Below are 4,370 nucleotides of genomic sequence, written 5' to 3' on the forward strand. Positions count from 1 at the left end.
AGGGCATCCTGGAGGGTAAGTTTACCTTGAAGGCGGTGGCGCTGGATAGGGAAGCGGAGCCGAGGGTGCTGCGCTTGAACGAGTCACTGACGGCGGTGGTGTGCGGGAAGATGAAGGGGAAGGGCAGCTGTACGGACGGCGAGGAGATATTTAGGGGTAATGATGCGGAGTGTAAGCCTTTTATGGGGTAGAAACCTGATCGAAAGGGAGGAAGCGGATAAAGAAAAAGGACGTGCACAGGCACGTCCTTTGGGGGAGAGGGGAGTTTAATTGTTCCTGCCAACACAACCAACCTCAGTTAGCTAAGGAAGGAGAAGAAATATTTAGTCTTATCAGATTGGCACACTATCAATTTTCAGACGGCCCTTTGTTATAATTCTCTCTTTACCTGAACATAAAACAGGCCGTCTTATGGAAGTCATCCAATATCCCAATTCTCCGTTTAAACTCCATCAGCCATTTCCTCCTGCCGGCGACCAGCCCACTGCCATTGCCGGCTTGCTCGAAGGACTTTCAGACGGCCTTGCTTATCAAACCCTGCTCGGCGTAACCGGTTCGGGTAAAACCTACACCATGGCGAACGTCATTGCTCAAAGCGGCCGACCCGCCATCATCATGGCGCACAACAAAACCCTTGCCGCCCAGCTCTACGCCGAAATGCGCGAGTTTTTCCCTGAAAACGCGGTGGAATATTTCGTCTCCTACTACGACTATTACCAGCCCGAAGCCTATGTGCCCAGCCGCGACTTGTTCATCGAAAAAGACAGCGCGATCAACGAACACATCGAGCAGATGCGCCTTTCCGCCACCAAAAACCTGATGACGCGCAACGACGTGATTATCGTTGCCACCGTGTCCGCCATTTACGGTATCGGTGACCCGACCGAGTATCAACAAATGGTGTTGTCCGTCAAAGAAGGCGACACCATTGAGCAGCGCGACATCATCACCACGCTCGTTTCCATGCAGTACGAACGCGGCGATTTGGATTTCAAACGCGGCAGCTTTCGCGTGCGCGGCGACGTGATTGACGTGTACCCCGCCGAAAGCTCTGAAAACGCCTTGCGCATCAGCCTGTTTGACGACGAAATTGACCGTCTCGATATGTTCGACCCGCTTTCAGGCAGCCTTATCCAGCGCGTCGGCCGCTACACCGTCTTCCCGTCCAGCCACTACGTTACCCCACGCGACACCGTCTTGCGCGCCTGCGAATCCATCAAAGAAGAACTGCGCGAACGCATTGAATTCTTCGCCCGCGAACAACGCCCCGTCGAACAACAACGCATCGAACAGCGCACCCGCTTCGACCTCGAAATGCTCTACGAAATGGGTTTCTGCAAAGGCATCGAAAACTACTCCCGCCACTTCTCCGGCAAAAAAGAAGGTGAACCGCCGCCCACGCTGATGGACTATCTGCCCGACAACGCCATCATGTTCATTGACGAAAGCCACGTTACCGTTACCCAAATCGGCGGTATGTATAAAGGCGACGCATCGCGTAAGCAAAACCTCGTGGACTACGGCTTCCGCCTGCCTTCCGCACGCGACAACCGCCCGCTCAAATTCCACGAATTTGAAAAAGTTATGCCACAAACAGTCTTCGTTTCCGCTACCCCCGCCAAATACGAAGAAGAACACGCCGGACAAGTAGTCGAACAAGTCGTCCGTCCCACAGGACTGGTTGACCCCCAAATCATCATCCGCCCCGTTGCCACCCAAGTCGATGACTTAATGAGCGAAATCAACGACCGCATCCAAAAAGGTGAGCGCGTACTCGTTACCACCCTCACCAAACGCATGGCAGAGCAACTCACCGACTATTACAGCGAACTCGGCATCAAAGTGCGCTACCTGCACAGCGACATCGACACCGTCGAGCGCGTTGAAATCATTAGAGATTTACGGCTCGGACTGTTTGACGTACTCGTTGGCATCAACCTGTTGCGCGAGGGCTTGGACATCCCCGAAGTCTCCCTTGTCGCCATTCTTGATGCCGACAAAGAAGGCTTCCTGCGCTCACACCGCAGCCTGATTCAAACCATAGGCCGCGCCGCGCGCAACGTGAACGGCGTCGCCATCCTGTACGCCGACAAAATCACCGACTCCATGAAAGCCGCCATCGACGAAACCGAACGCCGCCGCGAAAAACAAATTAAATTCAACGAAGAACACGGTATCGTGCCGCAGCAGATTAAAAAACAGGTCAAAGACATCATCGACGGCGTGTATCATGAAGAAGACAGCAGCAAAGGCCGTCTGAAAGGTAAAAATAAGGTTAAAGTCGGTGAGATTCACAACGAAGAAGACGCGATTAAAGAAATCGCCAAACTGGAAAAAGCCATGCAGCAGGCGGCTAGGGATTTGCAGTTTGAAGAAGCGGCTGTGTTACGCGATAAAATTAGGAATATTAAAGAGAACTTATTGTTTGGATCGGAATAAATTTAGGAGAATCTGTCTTAGCAGATAAGTATTTTTTAGGTTGAGGATAAAATTTTTAGTTTTAGATGTTGTATTTTATTTATTAAATAGCTGGTTAAGCTTTTTACTTAGAAGCTTTTGAAGCTTAGAATAATTTTGATATATTGCATATAGTTAAGCCCATGGTTAAATGGACTTGTATATAGGATGACAATTTTTTAGAAGAGCCTGTATAGTTCTATATTAAACGTTAATTAATAAATGGTTAGATAGTTACATAGATAATATTAAGAATCTATGTGCTAATATTTAACTAATATGGTTATTTTTATATATAATTGATTTTTTTGAGTATAAGGCTATTTAAAATGCAATGGAATATTCCTGAAGTTCCCGCAACATTAGTTCCAGAAGTCAAAAATAAGTGGGGAAAACCATGGATGTGGGCCGCTACTTTGGCATTGGCATGTTGCTGTTCATTGCTATGGATTTTATTTTTGAAAAAGTATGCAATTTATTCGTTGGCATTTCCTGTTATATGGTTTGCAGCACTTTCTTACCGCTATATTTCTTCAGTCCATCGTTATGCCGCTATGGAGGCATGGCAGAAAGAAAAAGACAATATTCGTAGGAAGTGGACAGAGTGGGCTGGTAAGAGAGTAGCTGTAATAGACGCTTATGTAGCTCTGCCGTCTGAAATTGCACTGAATGATGTAATTGCTGAAACTAAAGATAATGAGAGATTTGATTGTATTGCTTTTATTGATGAAGAAGATAACTTTGAACGACCATTGTGTCATGAAACAACGGTGTGGCAACTAGAAGAAAGAATTAGATCTTTGGCTGAGTTTTCAAAAAAATTGACTGTACATATCCATACTCCTGACAATGATATTTATGAAGCCTGGCAAAATAAGCTAATCAATATGTCGGAAACTATTGGTATAGAAAACTTGGATTTGGCCATAATGCCTCTGCAGGATATGAGTGAATTTATCGATAATTGGTTTGAGAAATCCGAACCTGAAGGTATCCATGCTGTCTTGTCGGCTTGGTTAAATCCAGATGTGGATGATTTAGAATTTACTGAAACAGTAACCTGGATAGTTTTTTCCTCTCAGCATTTGGCTAAACAGAATAATCTACCAATTCGTGCATGGGTACAACGACCTATTACGCTGGATGATGGCAAACAACCACAGTTATTGAAAAATATGTGGATTATGGATTACATGGTGAAGCAGTTGATGCAGTGTGGTTTGCTTCTTCACATGAGGAAATCCAGCAATATATGGATGGTATTAAGGCAGCAGGAGGAGACTGGCATTACGACAGAAATAGTGTTTTAAGACATAATCCTGGACTTTTTATGGGACCTCTTGCTTCGGAAAATCAATTGCTCATGTTAGGTTTGGCTGTTGAAAATACTGAGCAGAAAAATCAGTTATTTGGTTGGAATACGGATAATGGTTTTTATATGGGGCGTTTGATTCAGGCTTATGGTAATGTCTGAGATCTACAATCTGGTTTATAGGAATTGACGGCAAAGGAATGTAAAAATGAAGGGTATTATTAGATTGGGCGATTCTACTACGCATGGTGGTATGGTCATTCAAGCATCTTCCCAAATGACTATTGAAGGAAAACCTGCGGCACTAGTTGGCGATTTGGTTAGTTGCCCTATAACCGGTCATGGTGACAATCCGATTATTGAAGGCAGTCAGTATATGATGTTTGAAGGTAAAGCAGTTGCTGTCGATGGTTGTAAAACTGCATGCGGATGTGCTTTGATTAGTAGTTTGCCCAGTGTTGGGAGTGATTAAAAAAATCCTCTTTCCTTTTTGGAAAGAGGATTTTTCAAGTTTGCCTAATTGCTTATTTCTTTTCTTTAGGCATTTGAGATACCAATGACAAGTTGACATCCAAGCCTTCGATTTGGAAGTGTGGGCGGG

The 4,370-nt window shown here is 45.4% G+C and carries 4 protein-coding genes and 1 pseudogene; all 5 read left to right on the top strand.

Going from position 1 to position 4,370, the window contains the following annotated elements; translation table 11 throughout:
• Window positions 1-191: pseudogene (locus tag TW89_RS11865) on the top strand (type IV pilin protein); the annotation flags it as partial.
• Window positions 192-411: 220 nt separating this feature from the next.
• Window positions 412-2,439, top strand: a complete 2,028-nt coding sequence (uvrB, locus tag TW89_RS08320; RefSeq protein ID WP_128581128.1) for an excinuclease ABC subunit UvrB — start codon at window positions 412-414, stop codon at window positions 2,437-2,439.
• 347 nt (window positions 2,440-2,786) lie between these two features.
• Complete coding sequence (locus TW89_RS08325) at window positions 2,787-3,767, top strand: hypothetical protein (RefSeq protein ID WP_128581129.1); 981 nt, start codon at window positions 2,787-2,789, stop codon at window positions 3,765-3,767.
• Window positions 3,768-3,787: 20 nt separating this feature from the next.
• Entirely contained in the window at window positions 3,788-3,931 is a 144-nt protein-coding gene (locus TW89_RS11755) for a hypothetical protein (RefSeq protein WP_164836714.1), read from the top strand.
• 46 nt (window positions 3,932-3,977) lie between these two features.
• Window positions 3,978-4,241 carry a PAAR domain-containing protein gene (locus TW89_RS08330; RefSeq protein ID WP_049332348.1) on the top strand — a complete coding sequence of 88 codons (264 nt, stop codon included), beginning with the start codon at window positions 3,978-3,980 and terminating at the stop codon, window positions 4,239-4,241.
• The last annotated feature ends 129 nt before the right edge of the window (window positions 4,242-4,370 follow it).

The organism is Neisseria flavescens (assembly GCF_001618065.1).
In the GTDB taxonomy this organism is placed as follows: domain Bacteria; phylum Pseudomonadota; class Gammaproteobacteria; order Burkholderiales; family Neisseriaceae; genus Neisseria; species Neisseria flavescens_A.

Bases quoted from the DNA above. Each gene is read 5' to 3' on its own strand.
- uvrB (WP_128581128.1), top strand. From the start codon at position 412: ATGGAAGTCATCCAATATCCCAATTCTCCGTTTAAACTCCATCAGCCA.
- TW89_RS08325 (WP_128581129.1), top strand. From the start codon at position 2,787: ATGCAATGGAATATTCCTGAAGTTCCCGCAACATTAGTTCCAGAAGTC.
- TW89_RS11755 (WP_164836714.1), top strand. From the start codon at position 3,788: ATGGGACCTCTTGCTTCGGAAAATCAATTGCTCATGTTAGGTTTGGCT.
- TW89_RS08330 (WP_049332348.1), top strand. From the start codon at position 3,978: ATGAAGGGTATTATTAGATTGGGCGATTCTACTACGCATGGTGGTATG.